General features: G+C 62.0%; 14 protein-coding genes. 12 read left to right on the top strand and 2 right to left on the bottom strand.

Going from position 1 to position 13596, the window contains the following annotated elements; all coding sequences use genetic code 11:
* The 5 genes from ABR948_RS08430 to ABR948_RS08410 all read left to right on the top strand — a co-directional run.
* Positions 1-617 (top strand): ABC transporter ATP-binding protein (locus ABR948_RS08430; protein ID WP_428115760.1); only part of this gene is annotated, 617 nt, incomplete at its 5' end.
* Positions 598-1458, top strand: coding sequence for a branched-chain amino acid ABC transporter permease (locus ABR948_RS08425; RefSeq protein WP_428115756.1), 861 nt, complete (start codon positions 598-600; stop codon positions 1456-1458). The genes ABR948_RS08430 and ABR948_RS08425, both read left to right, overlap by 20 nt.
* The gene (locus ABR948_RS08420) at positions 1455-2378 is read left to right on the top strand and encodes a branched-chain amino acid ABC transporter permease (RefSeq protein WP_428115753.1); all 924 of its coding nucleotides are present in this window, start codon (positions 1455-1457) and stop codon (positions 2376-2378) included. Before ABR948_RS08425 ends, ABR948_RS08420 begins: the two co-directional genes overlap by 4 nt.
* Before the next feature lie 11 nt (positions 2379-2389).
* Positions 2390-2941, top strand: coding sequence for a carboxymuconolactone decarboxylase family protein (locus ABR948_RS08415; RefSeq protein WP_428115751.1), 552 nt, complete (start codon positions 2390-2392; stop codon positions 2939-2941).
* Between the two features lie 23 nt (positions 2942-2964).
* Positions 2965-4200, top strand: a complete 1236-nt coding sequence (locus ABR948_RS08410; RefSeq protein ID WP_428115748.1) for an ABC transporter substrate-binding protein — start codon at positions 2965-2967, stop codon at positions 4198-4200.
* Between the two features lie 68 nt (positions 4201-4268).
* On the opposite strand, the gene ABR948_RS08405 is transcribed toward ABR948_RS08410, so the two are convergent.
* Positions 4269-4508, bottom strand: a complete 240-nt coding sequence (locus ABR948_RS08405) for a hypothetical protein (RefSeq protein ID WP_428115745.1) — start codon at positions 4506-4508, stop codon at positions 4269-4271.
* 426 nt (positions 4509-4934) lie between these two features.
* Between ABR948_RS08405 and ABR948_RS08400 the strand changes: the two genes are divergently transcribed.
* Positions 4935-5780: a CmcJ/NvfI family oxidoreductase gene (locus tag ABR948_RS08400; protein WP_428115742.1), complete on the top strand. Its 846-nt coding sequence runs from the start codon at positions 4935-4937 to the stop codon at positions 5778-5780.
* Between the two features lie 61 nt (positions 5781-5841).
* Here the strand turns inward: ABR948_RS08400 and ABR948_RS08395 are convergent, their stop codons facing one another.
* Positions 5842-6831, bottom strand: coding sequence for an ABC transporter substrate-binding protein (locus tag ABR948_RS08395; protein ID WP_428115740.1), 990 nt, complete (start codon positions 6829-6831; stop codon positions 5842-5844).
* A 506-nt stretch (positions 6832-7337) separates the two neighbouring features.
* Between ABR948_RS08395 and ABR948_RS08390 the strand changes: the two genes are divergently transcribed.
* The 6 genes from ABR948_RS08390 to ABR948_RS08365 are packed head-to-tail and all read left to right on the top strand — an operon-like array spanning position 7338 to position 13498.
* A complete protein-coding gene (locus ABR948_RS08390) occupies positions 7338-8438 on the top strand; it encodes an ABC transporter substrate-binding protein (RefSeq protein WP_428115737.1) in 1101 nt (366 codons plus the stop codon).
* Positions 8422-9456 carry an ABC transporter permease gene (locus ABR948_RS08385; RefSeq protein ID WP_428115734.1) on the top strand — a complete coding sequence of 345 codons (1035 nt, stop codon included), beginning with the start codon at positions 8422-8424 and terminating at the stop codon, positions 9454-9456. The genes ABR948_RS08390 and ABR948_RS08385 overlap by 17 nt, the downstream gene beginning before the upstream one ends.
* A complete protein-coding gene (locus tag ABR948_RS08380; protein WP_428115732.1) occupies positions 9450-10247 on the top strand; it encodes an ABC transporter ATP-binding protein in 798 nt (265 codons plus the stop codon). Before ABR948_RS08385 ends, ABR948_RS08380 begins: the two co-directional genes overlap by 7 nt.
* A 23-nt stretch (positions 10248-10270) precedes the next feature.
* Positions 10271-11413 (top strand): acyl-CoA dehydrogenase family protein, encoded by a 1143-nt coding sequence (locus tag ABR948_RS08375; protein WP_428115729.1) that lies wholly within the window; start codon positions 10271-10273, stop codon positions 11411-11413.
* 37 nt (positions 11414-11450) lie between these two features.
* Positions 11451-12551: an LLM class flavin-dependent oxidoreductase gene (locus ABR948_RS08370; protein ID WP_428115726.1), complete on the top strand. Its 1101-nt coding sequence runs from the start codon at positions 11451-11453 to the stop codon at positions 12549-12551.
* Positions 12548-13498, top strand: coding sequence for an ABC transporter substrate-binding protein (locus ABR948_RS08365; RefSeq protein ID WP_428115723.1), 951 nt, complete (start codon positions 12548-12550; stop codon positions 13496-13498). Before ABR948_RS08370 ends, ABR948_RS08365 begins: the two co-directional genes overlap by 4 nt.
* Positions 13499-13596 lie beyond the last annotated feature (98 nt).

Below are 13596 nucleotides of genomic sequence, written 5' to 3'. Positions count from 1 at the left end.
CTCGATTGGGCCAGATTCTGACCGACGGCCGGGACATTACGCATTTATCGCCGCCGCAACGGGCGCTGGCAGGCCTCGGTTACGTTCCGCAGGAGCGCAATGTTTTCAAGAATCTGACGATCGGAGAAAATTTGCGGATCGGCTTCGAATTCATTCGCCGCAAGGCAGCGGACAAGGAATTCAATGCGGCGCGCGACCGCGTGCTCGACCTCTTTCCGGATTTATCCGCGCGGCTGGGTGAAGCCGCAGGGACCCTGAGCGGCGGCCAGCGGCAGATGCTGGCTATGGGCTGCGCCCTGATTCCCGGGCCGACCACGCTGCTGCTCGACGAACCCTCGGCGGGGCTTTCACCGCGTTATGTCACGACCATGCTCGACGCCGTGGCGGCGGTGAACCGTGCTGGCGTCACCGTGATCATGATCGAACAAAATCTGATCGAGGCGATGCGGGTCTCCCACGATGTCATCCTGCTGGTGGCCGGCGGCATCAGGGGGAAATGGGACGCGAGCGTGTTTCTGTCGGACCCGGATGTGAGGTCGCTGTTCCTGGGCGGAGCGAAAGAAAAATCCGCAGGTTCCGGTCAGGAAAGGGTCAGCGATGATGCAAGCGCTGCTTAACGGCCTGGTGTCGGGTCTCCTGATCGCGCTGCCGGCGATCGCGCTGTCGTTGACCTATGGAATCCTGAATTTTGCGAATTTCTCGATCGGGGCGATGATCACGACGGGCGCTTACCTCGCCTATATCGCCAACACATCACTGGGCGCGCCGATTGTGCTGGCTGCGCCGCTGGCGGCGGTTGGTCTCGCGCTGATCGCGATCGCGATCCAGCGCGGCGTCTATCGCCGGATCCGCAACGCCGACCACGTCACGCTGCTGGTGGCGTCGATGGGGGTCGCGTTCGTGCTGGAGAACGTGCTTCGGTTTTTCTACGGCGCGGATGTCCGCACCCTCGATGTGCCGGTGGCCCGGCCGCTGATCTGGCACGGCCTGCGCCTCAACCACGAACAATTGCAGATCGCGGTGGTCGCCTTGTCGGCGATGGCGGCTGTTGCGTTCCTGCTCAAGCGCACGCGACTTGGCCGCGCCATGCGGGCGATTTCCGACGATCCGGATCTGGCCGAGGTGCGCGGCATCGAGCGCGCGCGAACCGTGGACTGGACCTGGGCGATTTCGGGCGTGTTGACGGCGCTCGCCGGCGTGATGATCGCGCTCGATGGCATTGTCGATCCGCTGATCGGCATGAACTACCTGGTCTCGGTATTTGCAGCGGCGGTGATCGGCGGTCTCGGCAATCCCTTTGGCGCCGTGGTGGGCGCCCTGATCATCGGGCTCGTCGAGGAGACCTCGGCGCTGGCGGTATCCACGACCTATCGTCAGGGCATCAGCTTTGTGGTGCTGGTACTGGTTCTGCTGATGCGGCCCCAAGGCCTGTTCGGTGCCGTGAGAATTCGAAGATGACAGGGTATCTCGTTGCGATCCTGACATTTGTCTCGCTGGCGGTGCTGATCGGCTTCGCCCTCAATGTGCAGTGGGGACAGGCCGGGATGATCAATTTCGGTCTGGCCGGATTTTACGGCGTCGGTGCCTACACCGCGGCGATCTTGTCGAAGCAGGGCGTCGACGGATTCACGGCGGCCGTAGCCGCCATCGCGGTGACGGCCGCGATTTCGGCGATCGTGTCGCTGGCCACCATCAGGCTCCGCGAGGACTATCTGGCCATTACCACGCTGGCGTTTTCCGAGTCGGTGCGGCTGGTGCTGATGAATGAGACCTGGCTCACGGGAGGCACCAACGGCATTCGCGATATCCCGCGGCCTTTGGTCGGTCTTATTGGTGGTGAATATTACGAGGGCTTCTTCCTGGCCCTGTGCCTGATACTGGTTGCGATCGCGTATCTGGTTCTGGACCGGATCATCCGTTCGCCGTTCGGGCGGGCGATGCGCGCGGTACGCGAGGACGATGTGGTGGCTGCAACGCTCGGAAAGAACGTGCTGGCGTTGCGGGTCAAGGCATTCGCGATCGGGGGCGCCGTCCTGGGCCTCGCAGGCGCACTGCACGCCTATTATTTCACCTACATCGATCCGGGTGAATTCGCAGGTTTTATTACCGTCTATGCCTTCATGACCGTGATCGTCGGCGGCAAGGGCTCAAATCGCGGTCTGCTGGTGGGGGCGTGCACGGTCATGGTCCTGCTGGAGGGAACGCGATTCCTGAAGGATTTCGTGCCTTTTCTTTCCGCACAGCAGGCGGCTTCGCTGCGGTTGGCGATGATCGGCGCGGGCCTTATCCTGATCCTGATCTTCAGGCCTGACGGCCTGTCGTCCGAGTATCGCCTGTCGGTTCAAAAGCCGGTCCATCCAGCTCCCATTCCTGACTAACGGAGAAAGCCATGTCGCGCGTATCGATCAAGACCAAGGCGGATTTGCCGGCCGAGCTGCGGCCGCTGTGGGACAAGATGACGACTTACGGCGCGTTCGAAAACCAGGCGGGCGTGATGGCGCACCGGCCACCGATCTTCAAGCATGTCTGGTCGCTGCTGGTCGATCTTGCGGACGAGGCGGTGGTCTCAAAGCGCTACCTTGAACTGGCGCTGGTCACGGTCTCGCTGTTGAACAAGTGCACCTACTGCGTATCGCACCACGCGCCGAAGCTGGCGATCCAGGGGGTGTCGGAAGAGGGCGCTGAGCGCCTGCTCGACTACAAGGACCATCCCGAGCTCGATGATGTCGACAAGCTCGTGGTCGAATATGCGATCGCGGTCACCAACAACTGGAACCGGACCCGCGATGAGGTCTTCACCCGGTTGAGGGAGCATTTCTCCGAAGCGCAGATCGTCGAACTGACCTGGCGCATCGCGCTGTGCGGGGCCTTCAACCGTTTCAACGACATTCTGCAATTCGATATCGAACAGGGCGTCGTGGTTCGCGAAGCCGCCGAATAATACTTCTGAACAAGGAACATCCCATGAGCCTTTTTGTCTCTCGTCGCTCGTTGCTGGGTGGCATCGCCGCGCTGCCCTTCGCGCCGTATCTTGCACAGGCGCAGGCGAACGAGCCGATCCGGATCGGCGTGCTGGCCCCGCTGACCGGCGGCGGCGGCCCCTATGGCGCCGATATCGTCAAGGCGTCAAAGCTTGCCGCGGACCAGATCAACGCCGCCGGAGGCGTGCTTGGCGGTCGCAAAATAGAACTGTTCGTCGAGGACGACGAGACCAGCGCGACCGCGGCCGTGAAGGCGGCGCGCAAGCTGCTTGATATCGACAAGGTGGTTGCGATTACCGCGATCTGGGGATCGGCGCCGATTCTGGCCGTCCGCCCGCTGACGCTTGAAAAGAATGTGGTCCTCACCGCGCTCGGATCGGCGGACGAAGTGACGGAGGGCGACACCAAGGGTCTGGTGTGGCGCTTTCAGGCCCGCGCGTCGAGCTGGGGAGAGCCGGCGGCGCGCGCGGTCCTCAAGGGCGGATACAAGAAGATCGGCCTCTTGCATCTGCAGAACCCGTTCGTGGCTTCCATGATTCCGTCGTTTCTCAAGACGATCGAGCAGGGCGGTGCGAAAGTCGTGTCGGACGTGGAATTCAAGCCGGACCAGCCCTCCTACCGCGCCGAGATCGAGAAGGTCTATGCCGCCGAGCCCGACGCCGTCTTTGTGCCGGGATACGTCAACCAGTTCACCTCGATCGCCAAGGAAATCTATCGCGGCGGCTACAAGGGAAAAGTATTCTCGTTGACGATTGCGGCGGCAGCCGGAATCGACGGCAGCAGCCCGTTCGTCAAGAATGTCGGCAAGGAAGTCGCCGAGGGGATCGAGCATGTCCAGCCGATCAGTCCGCTGGATCGCCCGGAATACAAGGCCTTCGTCAAGGCGATCGGCGCTCCCGAGGGTACGGTATTTCCATTCGCGGCCCTGCAATACGATGCCATCAACGTGCTCGCGGTTGCGATCGAGAAAGCCAAATCGGCAAATCCGGTTGAATTCGCCAGGGAGATCATTCGGGTCACCAACGGACCGGGAACGAAAGTCGCGACCGGTGCCGAGGCGCTGGCGCTGGTGCGCAAGGGCGAGGCGATCGATTTCACCGGTGCCGGACAGGATCTCAAATTCGACGAGCGCGGCGAATTGCTCGGCCGGCCGTTCCTGCATCAGGTCATCCGCGACGGCAAGGATGTGATCGTGGGAACCGTCGGGGGTGCCGCGTAAGGATCTGACGACGAGGCAAGCCTAACCGCTCGCGGCACGTGATTGACGCGAGCGGAGTGAGGGAAACCTCACGACGCGTCAAACAGGGCAATTTCTCTTTCTTCGATGAATCCGCCGGTTCCGGCTTCTCTTGCGACAAGCACATAATCCGTACACTTGTCGCCCGCTCCTTCAGTGGTGAATCGTCTGCGAACTTTCGCGCCGTGAACAATATTGAAATACAGCGCCGCGCCTTCGTCCTCCAGTTGTCGAAAGCACGATAGTTCTTCGAATTCTCCGCCGAGATGACGCACGACATAAAGCGGCATTTTGTCTCTCCCGCGTGGGATGTCTGGCAGTACATAACAATGATCACGCCGGCTCTATTTTTGAATTCCAAAATTTGAGCACGCTGCGCACACAACATTCTCCCGATGCGGCCGACCAAAGATGAAATCTGATTGCCCCCGCGCTGGTTGCGACGACGTTCACATTTCCAGTTCAACCTGAGGCGCTCCGGGACAATAAGGACTTCATCCCGCGCGCGCGGTTCCTGGAAGAATCTTTCTCCGCGCGGGCGGATTGCATGACAGCAATCTTATTTTCCGTAAGCCATTGGCGGAGCCAACCGACCGGCACAGATTGAGTCTGGACACCGCGGTGCTACCGCTGGACCTGCGGCCATTCAGGGAGCCTTTTTAAAACGCAAGACCACAATCAAAAATAAGACCACAACCAACAAAAAGGAGAACAACATGGGACTGCAAAACGAAAACATCGCGGCGTTGTCGTTCGTGACGGCCGACCTCAATTATCTGACGCCGCCCCTGGACCGGCCGCGAACCTATACCTTCGAGCCGCCGTCCGGCGGGCCGAGGTCGAACATCGTGCCGGAACCGCACAGCGTGCCAATTCATGACCTTCGTCCGATCAGCGAGACGGTTTCGCTCGATCGGGAAGGGTTTGCCCTGGTAACGCAAAAAAGTTCGGTAAAGGACTTCTACGACGAACACGAAATCAGGGATGTCTATTATCCGGAGGCGGAGCGGCTGATCAAAGCCGCGACCGGCGCCGACCGGGTGTTCGTCTTCGATCACACCGTACGCAAGCGCGTCGATGGCGCCGCCGATCGCGATGGCAACCTGCTGCGCCAGCCGGTCGCGCGCGTGCATGTGGATCACACCGCGAAATCCGGTCCGCAACGTGTCCGCGATCTCCTTCCAGACGAAGCGGACGAACTCCTGAAGGGCAGGGTTCAGATTATCAATCTGTGGCGGCCGATTCGCGGGCCACTGCTCGACTCGCCATTGGCGGTCTGCGATGCCCGCACGGTGCATCCTGACGATTTGGTGGCTTCCGATCTGGTCTATCCCAATCGCGTCGGCGAAACCTACTCGGTCAAATACTATCCCGATCATCAATGGTTCTACGTACCCAGGATGACCGTTGATGAAGCCCTGTTGCTGAAATGCTTTGATTCCAAAACCGACGGACGGGCCCGCTTCGCGCCCCACAGCGCCTTTGCCGATCCGACCACGCCTTCCGATGCCCCGCCGCGCGAGAGCATTGAGCTGCGGACGCTGGTGTTTCACCCGAACTAAGGCGCATGAGCACCACGCAGTAGATGGGGCCGGCGGTGGACGCCGGCCCTGGTTTCCCGCGTCAGTTGGATCCGGCCGATGCTGCGGTAAAACTGCGATCGACCGCTTTGCTCACATCGAGCGTTTTGGAAAGAATGCCATATCGGGTGGCGCGATCGGAAGCTTCCTGAACCTCCCTGACGATAGCAGCATCGATGACGATCGGGCTGGTGCGCTGCGCCGTATAGGCGCTCAGCAACACGTCTTCCGGCAGTTTGGTCAACTCGGCGGTGCTTTTGGCATATTCGCCGAGATGGTCCAGCGACCATAGCCGCGCTTTGTTGAGTCTCTGAACCAGATCCTGCACCGCGGCCCGCCTGGTGGCGATGGCCTGGTCGGAGGCAACCAGGAACGTGATGGTGGGCGTCAGGCCTTCACCGTCGGCGATGATGCGCGCATGGTCCTTGAGCGTGGCATAGGACACGTAGGGCTCCCACACCGCCCAGCCGTCGATCGAGCCGGCGATCAGTGCGATCTTGGCGTCCACCGGACCGAGCGGCGCGAATGTCGCGTCGTCAGCCCTGTGTCCTGCCTTCTCCAGCGTGGCGTCGATCAGGAACTGGCCCCAGCCACCGCGCGTTCCCGCCAGTCGCTTGCCCTTCAAATCGGCGGCGGTTTTGATCGGAGAGTCATTGCGCACCAGGATCGCCTGCGTCCTGGCGTCGGCGCGGGTGCCTCCGATGGCCTTGATCGGCGCACCGGCGGCATACACGGTCAGGAAAGCGAGATCGCCGGTGTAACCGACGTCGAGCGCACCCGCGTTGAGCGCTTCGAGAATCGGCGCCGCGGCGGGAAACTCCGACCACTCGATTTTGTACGGCAAATCCCTGGCCAGCCCCGCGATCTCCAGAAGCGAGCGATTGCCGCCCTTTTGATCGCCGACATGCAGCGTGACGATTTCGGCTGCCGGGGCCGATGCAGTGATCGCGAAACCGACGGCCGCGCCGAAAAACGCAGCGCCGACGCTATGCAGGCGCGCGCGGATTGCGGGTCTGAAACTGAAGATGCTCATGCTCGTGGATCTCTCTGGTTTGCCCTGCGGCTTGATCTGGCGCGCGGCTTCGATGCGTAAAGCCTAAGAGCTGCCGGCTCGCAGTCAATGAAATGACTGACCGAATATTTCCGCAGCCGAACAATGATCGTCTCGGATTTCAAATTGCGGTGGAGATTGTCTACTGTTCAATGCTGGCTCGCGCGAAGAGGTTCGTGTCGCATCGAATTTGGAACGCTGCACATTTTTTGACAGGGCAAAAACCGTTGCACCGCCGGACAATGCAATTGTGGAGATAATCTCTCCGTTCGGTTCCACATTCAAAATTCCATTTCATTGACGATGGCGATGCCGCGTCGCATCATTTGAACGTCCATTCAATGGAGCGGGAACTGGAAGCTCGCGGCGATTGAAGTCAATTCACGGAAGTCCAATTCACGGAAGCCAACGCGAAGCAATAACAGGCCGTAGCTGCAATGCGCTGCGCCGATGGTGGCTTGGTGCCGCTTAAAAAGCAGGAGAGATTGATGTCGGGACATAACAAGCGGGACAACGCCTTGCTGGACCGCCGCACATTGCTGCGCGCCGGCGCCGCAGCGGCGTTCGCGGCGCCGATCGGCGTGTTCAGCGCGCAGGCGTTTCCGTTCCGCACGGTGACGCCAGACATCGATTTTTCGGAATTCCCGATCTGCAAGACCGCCTCCGACGCAGCCCCGCTCACGGGCGCGCCACGAAAGCTGAAATTGTCCTGGAACGCCGGCGCGGTGTGTCTCGCGCCGCTGCCCGTGGCGATCGACCATGGGTTTTTCCAGAAGCAGAATCTCGACGTCGAGTTGGTCAACTACAGCGGCTCGACCGACCAGTTGCTGGAAGCGATCGCGACCGGGAAGACCGACGCGGGCCTCGGCATGGCGTTGCGCTGGCTGAAGCCGCTCGAACAGGGTTTCGATGTCAAGATCGCGGCCGGCACCCATGGCGGCTGCATGCGCGTTCTGTCGCGTACCAATTCAGGGGTCGACAAGCTGGCCGACCTCAAGGGAAAGATTGTCGGGGTTGGGGATCTTGCCGGACCGGACAAGAATTTCTTCTCGATCCAGCTCGCCAAACAGGGCATCGATCCCAACAAGGACGTCGATTGGCGGGCCTATCCGGGTAATCTGCTGCAGCTTGCCGTCGACAAGGGCGAGGTCCAGGCGGTCCTGTCTTCCGATCCGATCGCCTATCTCTGGCTGAAGGACTCTGCCTACAAGGAAGTCGCTTCCAATCTGGACGGCGACTACAAGGACAAGAGTTGCTGCATCGTCGGATTGCGCGGCAGCCTGGTGCGGGAGGAGCCACAGGTCGCCCGCGCCATCACGCAGGCGTTGCTTGATGCGGCGATGTTCACCTCAGAGAATCCGGACAAGGCCGCCGCCTCGTTCCAGCCCTACGCGCCCAAGAACGCGAGCCTCGGGGATCTGCAGGCGATGGTTCGCTATCACACCCATCATCACCACCCGGTCGGAGCCGTGCTCAAGCAGGAGCTCAAGGCCTATGCGGACGATCTGAAGCTCGTCTCCGTCTTCAAGCCGAGCACCGATACAACCAAATTTGCGGAGCGGATCTGTGTCGATGTATTCGGCGTCTAAGGTCGCCGCGTTCCCGCAATCGGTGGAGGAGGGAGCGGCGTTCGCGGGGCGCCGGCTGCCGCTTCCTGAATTGGTTCTGGCAGGCAAGACCGGCATATTCGCCAGTCTGGCGTGGGCCGGTTTCGGATTTGCGTGCCTGCGCTGGGAAGATCTCGGCGACTGGTCGCGAACCCATGAACTTGCCATCTCAGCCTTTGTCATCGCCGGCGGCATTCTTGCCGCGACATTGAGCGGAAGCAGGCTCGGTCGTTTCGGAACAGGCCTGCGGATGCGCGCGCCGTGGCTGATCGTGCTCGGATTGTTCCTGACGCTATGGGAGGTCGCGACCGCAAAATTTGCCTGGCTGCCGCTGCCCTTCTTTCCGCCGCCGCAAGCCATTGTCGAAGTCTACACCGATGATCTGCCCAAGCTGCTCGACAGCGCTTTTGCATCGGTCAAGCTTCAGCTCGGCGGTTACGCGATCGGCGCGGCGGTCGGATTCCTGACCGGCGTAGCGATCGGATGGTCGCGCAGTGTCGGTTATTGGGTGCATCCGGTGTTGCGATTCATCGGGCCGTTGCCGGCGACGGCGTGGCTTCCGTTCGCATTTTTCACCTTTCCATCGAGCTGGAGTGCCAGCACGTTCCTGATCGCGCTGGCGACCGCATTTCCGGTCACGGTACTGACCTGGTCCGGCGTGGCCAGCGTCAGCAACGCCTATTACGACGTGGCGCGGACGCTGGGCGCCAGGCCATCATTCCTGGTGCTGAAAGTCGCCATTCCCGCGGCGCTGCCGCATGTGTTTGTGGGCCTGTTCATGGGGCTTGGATCGTCCTTTGCCGTACTGGTCGTCGCCGAAATGATCGGGGTCAAGGCCGGGCTCGGCTGGTATCTGCAATGGGCCCAGGGCTGGGCGGCCTATGCCAACATGTATGCCGCGCTGATCGTGATGTCGTTGCTGTGCTCGGGTGCGATCACGTTATTGTTTTGGACCCGCGACCGGTTGCTGGTCTGGCAGAAGGGTGTCGTCAAATGGTAGCGCTCGCGATTGCGGAACGCGCATCACCGGCCGTCGCCGGAGCGTCGCTGGATGTCGAAGGCGTCAGCCATGCCTTCGACATCGACGGCGCGATCCTTCCGGTACTGGATAATGTCAGCTTTGCGGTGAAACCGGGCGAGTTCGTCGCCTTGCTCGGCCCGTCCGGATGCGGAAAATCGACCTTGCTGCGGCTGGTCGCGGGGCTTGAACCGCCGCGGTCGGGCACGCTGCGTGAAGACGGCGCTCCGATCACCGGGCCGTTTCCCTCCCGGGTCGTGGTGTTTCAGGATCCGACCCTGTTTCCGTGGCGGAGCGTCTGGGACAATGTCGCGCTCGGTTTGGAAGCCCAGGGCATTTTGAAGAGCCAGCGTCATCGCGTCGATGCGGCGATCGATCTCGTCGGGCTATCAGGCTTTCGCAAGGCCTATCCGCATCAATTGTCGGGCGGCATGGCGCAGCGGGTGGCGCTGGCGCGGGCGCTGGTCAACGACCCCAGGATCCTCGTTCTCGACGAGCCCTTAGGCAAGCTCGATTCACTGACGCGCATCACCATGCAGGCTGAACTGGCGTCGTTGTGGCAGCAAAGCGGATTTACCACGCTGCTGGTCACCCATGATGTCGAGGAGGCGGTGTTTCTGGCCAATCGCGTGATCGTATTCAGCGAGCGCCCCGCGCGCATCGCCGCGGATATCGCGGTCGATCGTCCCTACCCCCGGCACCGGGGCGATCCCATATTGGCGGAATTGCGCCGGAACATTCTGGCGCTGCTCGGATTGGACGCAACATGGTGAGCGCGATACGCAAAGAGCTTCCGATGGACGCAACTCCGACCGTCTTCGACAAGGCCAATCTGCTGGCTTCCGAATTCGCGGTCCGGGCGGCGCAGCACGATCGCGACGCCAGTTTTCCATTCGAGAATTTCGACCGGCTGTCCGAGGCCGGATTACTGGCGCTCACCGTGCCGGCGGCGCTCGGCGGTAGCGGAGCCGGAGCGCTCGATGCGGCGCGCATCATCGGTATCTTCGCAAAGGCCGATCCGTCGACGGCGCTGGTGCTGTCGATGCATTATATTCAGCACCTGGTGATGGCGAGGAGCGTGCGCTGGCCGGGTCGCCTCGCCCGCAAGCTGGCGCGGGAGACCGTTGAAGGCGTGGCGCTGATCAATGCCCTGCGGGTCGAGCCCGATCTCGGTTCACCGTCACGCGGCGGCCTGCCGGCGACGGTCGTGCGCAAGACCGACACCGGATGGCGGCTCAGCGGGCGCAAGATCTATTCGACCGGAGCGCCGATCCTGAAATGGTACGCGGTGTGGGCGAGAACGGATGAGCCGGATCTGCGCGTCGGCCTGTTTCTGGTTCCCGCGGGATTGCCGGGGACGCGCATTGTCGAGACCTGGGATCATCTTGGGCTGCGCGCCAGCGGCAGCCATGATGTGGTATTCGATGACGTCGTGTTCCCGCTCGACCATGAAATCGACGTGCGCAAGCCGGATGAATGGAGGGTGCCTGATTTTACCCAGGCCACGGTCCATTCGATCTTCGTGGCCGCGATCTATGACGGGATTGCGCGTGCCGCGCGCGACTGGCTGATTGGGTTTCTCAAGAACCGGGTGCCATCCAACCTCGGCGCTTCGCTGGCCACGCTGCCGCGCGTGCAGGAGATCGTCGGCGCCATCGAGGCCCGCCTCACCGTCAATGCGCGCCTGATTGAAAGCTTCGCGGCAGACTTCGACGGCGGCGTGGAACTAAGCGCGTCTGAAGCCAACATCATCAAGCTTACCGTCACCAACAATGCGGTCGCGGTCGTCGAGGACGCGCTGTCGCTCACCAGCAATCATGGCCTGACCCGCGCCAATCCGCTGGAACGGCACTACCGCGACGTGCTGTGCGGGCGTGTCCATACCCCTCAGGACGACGCGACGCGCCTGATCGCCGGCCGCCTGGCGCTCGGCATCTGAACGATTTGTGGAATTAACCCGGAACTGGAGCTGCCCCATGTCAGTGGAATTCATCGGCTACATCACCAACAATAATTCGTCCGAGACCATCGTGCGGACCGGCCCGGTGCTCGATCGCCGCTATATCGAAACGGTGGCGAAAGCCCATGAAATTGCCGGCTTTGACCGGGCGCTGCTGGCCTTTCACTCCACCACGCCGGACGGGCTTCAGGTCGGCCAGCATGTGTTGAGCGTGACCGACCGGCTGCATGTCATGATCGCGCAGCGGCCGGGCTTCACCGCCCCGACGCTGCTCGCCCGCCAGCTGGCGACCATCGACCAGCTTTCGGGCGGCCGGGTCTCGCTGCACGTCATCACCGGGGGCAATGCCACCGAACTCAAGCAGGACGGCAACACGCTCGACGACAAGGATGAGCGCTACGCCCGAACCGATGAGTTTCTGGATATCGTCCGGTCCGAATGGACCAGCGAAAAGCCGTTTTCGTACAACGGCAAATATTATCAGGTTCAAAACGGCTTCTCGCAGGTCAAGCCCTATCGCAGCGAAGGCATTCCCATTTTCGTCGGCGGCGCATCCGATGCCGCGATCGAGGTCGCGGGCAAGCACGCCGATACATTTGCGCTGTGGGGCGAATCCTACGCGCAGGTGCGCGATGTGACATCGCGGGTTCGCCTCGCCGCGGCCAGATATGGACGTCCCGCGCCGCGCTTTAGCCTGTCGGTCCGTCCCATCCTCGCCGACACCGAGGAAAAAGCGTGGGCCAAGGCCGAGGAAATTCTGGCGCGCGCCACCGCGCTGCAGGACAAGACCGGCTACCGCAAACCGGCCGATGGTCATGCGACCGCCGGCGCGCGCCGGCTGCTGGCGCTGGCGGAGCAGGGCACCCGGATCGACAAGCGGCTGTGGACCGAGATCGCCAAACTCACCGGCGCCAACAGCAACACCACCGCGCTGGTCGGAACGCCCGAGCAGGTCGCCGAGGTGTTCGGCGACTACTACGATCTCGGCGTCAGCCATTTCCTGATCCGCGGCTTCGATCCCTTGGTCGATGCCATCGACTATGGCCGCGAGCTGATTCCCCTGACGCGCCAGCTGATCGCCGATCGCGGCCGCGCCCGGGGAGTTGCTGCGGAATGATACGCGGTCGCGTTGTTGGTTTTGTCACGGGTTTGCTGCTGAGCACTATCGCCTCAGTGAGCGCCCAAACAACCCTGCGGGTCGGTGATCAGAAGGGCAATTCGCAGGCCGTGATGGAAGCGGCCGGCGTTCTCAGGGATGTGCCGTACAAGATCGAGTGGAAGGAATTCCCGGCGGCGGCGCCGTTGCTGGAAGCGCTGGGCGCAGGCGCCATCGAAACCGGCCTGGTCGGCGATGCCCCGTTTACCTTCGCCGCCGCCGCCAATGTGCCGGTGAAGGCGATCGGCGCGATCCGGCAGAGCCGGGAGGGCCTCGCGATCCTGGTGCCGCGCGAGTCGCATATCCACGATTTCGATGATTTGAAGGGAAAGAAGATCGCGACCGGCCGGGGCTCGATCGGCCATCAGTTGATCCTGGCGGCGCTTGAAGCCAGAGGATGGTCACCAGGCGATGTGCAGATCGTGTTCCTCGCGCCCTCGGATGCCAAGGTGGCGTATACGCAAGGATCTGTCGATGCCTGGGCGACCTGGGAGCCGTATGTGAGCCAGGAGGAAGTGCTGTTCCAGTCGCGGTTTTTGATCACGGCGGAAGGATTGTTGCCCGGACTGAGCTTTGAGGTCGCTTCGCCCAATGCGATCCGCGACAAGCGGCCGGAACTGGAAGACTTTCTGCGGCGGCTGACGGCGGCGCGCCTTTGGTCGCTGACCCATGTCAATGCTTATGCCGAGGCCTGGGGCAAGCTCATGAACATTCCGCCGGCCGTGCCGCTGAACTGGCTCGGCCGCGCGAAAATCCAGATCGCGCCGATTGACGACGGCGTTGTCGCCGATGAGCAGCAAACCATCGACCTGTATTTCCGGTCCGGCCTGATCAAGCAAAAGCTCAATGCCGCCGATATCGTCGATCGCTCGTTCGCCGAGGCCATCGGCAAGGGCGCCGGCCTCTAGGCGATGCTTTTGTTCCACCGATCGGCACCATCATGTGCGTCGGCCGGGCGCATTAACGGGCCCGCAGTCATTCATTCTATCCAGCCGCATTTTGCGAG

Source organism: Bradyrhizobium sp. (assembly GCF_050014615.1).
Taxonomy (GTDB): Bacteria; Pseudomonadota; Alphaproteobacteria; order Rhizobiales; family Xanthobacteraceae; genus Bradyrhizobium.
Note: the sequence above shows the minus strand (reverse complement) of the source record. Positions and strands in the feature narration are given on the sequence as shown.

Coding starts and splice junctions, on each gene's coding strand:
- ABR948_RS08400 (WP_428115742.1), top strand. CDS start 4,935: ATGGGACTGCAAAACGAAAACATCGCGGCGTTGTCGTTCGTGACGGCC.
- ABR948_RS08375 (WP_428115729.1), top strand. CDS start 10,271: ATGGACGCAACTCCGACCGTCTTCGACAAGGCCAATCTGCTGGCTTCC.
- ABR948_RS08390 (WP_428115737.1), top strand. CDS start 7,338: ATGTCGGGACATAACAAGCGGGACAACGCCTTGCTGGACCGCCGCACA.
- ABR948_RS08415 (WP_428115751.1), top strand. CDS start 2,390: ATGTCGCGCGTATCGATCAAGACCAAGGCGGATTTGCCGGCCGAGCTG.
- ABR948_RS08380 (WP_428115732.1), top strand. CDS start 9,450: ATGGTAGCGCTCGCGATTGCGGAACGCGCATCACCGGCCGTCGCCGGA.
- ABR948_RS08425 (WP_428115756.1), top strand. CDS start 598: ATGATGCAAGCGCTGCTTAACGGCCTGGTGTCGGGTCTCCTGATCGCG.
- ABR948_RS08410 (WP_428115748.1), top strand. CDS start 2,965: ATGAGCCTTTTTGTCTCTCGTCGCTCGTTGCTGGGTGGCATCGCCGCG.
- ABR948_RS08385 (WP_428115734.1), top strand. CDS start 8,422: ATGTATTCGGCGTCTAAGGTCGCCGCGTTCCCGCAATCGGTGGAGGAG.
- ABR948_RS08365 (WP_428115723.1), top strand. CDS start 12,548: ATGATACGCGGTCGCGTTGTTGGTTTTGTCACGGGTTTGCTGCTGAGC.
- ABR948_RS08395 (WP_428115740.1), bottom strand. CDS start 6,831: ATGAGCATCTTCAGTTTCAGACCCGCAATCCGCGCGCGCCTGCATAGC.
- ABR948_RS08420 (WP_428115753.1), top strand. CDS start 1,455: ATGACAGGGTATCTCGTTGCGATCCTGACATTTGTCTCGCTGGCGGTG.
- ABR948_RS08405 (WP_428115745.1), bottom strand. CDS start 4,508: ATGCCGCTTTATGTCGTGCGTCATCTCGGCGGAGAATTCGAAGAACTA.
- ABR948_RS08370 (WP_428115726.1), top strand. CDS start 11,451: ATGTCAGTGGAATTCATCGGCTACATCACCAACAATAATTCGTCCGAG.